The organism is Thermococcus sp. ES12 (assembly GCF_012027515.1).
Taxonomy (GTDB): domain Archaea; phylum Methanobacteriota_B; class Thermococci; order Thermococcales; family Thermococcaceae; genus Thermococcus; species Thermococcus barossii.
In genome coordinates, this window is record NZ_SNUP01000026.1 from 1 (window position 1) to 524 (window position 524).

1 pseudogene is annotated in these 524 nt (G+C 34.0%); it reads left to right on the forward strand.

Features of this window, described 5'->3' with window-relative positions:
- A pseudogene (locus tag E3E37_RS10825) lies at window positions 1-524 on the forward strand (hypothetical protein); the annotation flags it as partial.

Genomic DNA, 524 nt, shown 5'->3' on the forward strand with positions numbered 1-524 from the left:
GACCACCAAAATGGAAACAAGGAACAATAACTAAACATTATAGAATACCTTTTGACTTGGAAGCTAAGCTTAAACAATTAGTCAAAGAAGGTAAGTTTGAGAGTGAGACTGAGGCGATTTACCACTATGTTATGTTTGCTGATAAGTTAGAAGAGCTTTCTGATAAGATTAAGAAGCTTGAAACTCGAGTTGAGATTTTAGAAGCTGAAAATAAAGCGTTAAGACAAAAAATAACGCTTCTCGAGAATGAGAAAGAAGAGTTAAAGAAAGAAAATCATGAGTTACTGAAAGAGCTGGAAACATTAGCTGAGGAAAATATGAGATTAAAGAGTGGTATTCAAGGGGAAGTTCAAAAGGTTGAGGAAGTTGATGTTTTTGGATTAATCAAGGAATACCTTGAGATCAAGGAGAAGAAGAGAAAGGTTACTACAGAGGGAGAACTTTTAGAGCTTGATAAAAGACAAAAGAAGGTACAAGAATCAATTAATGCTTTTCTTGAAGAAAAGAGTATTGACAAGCTTTTG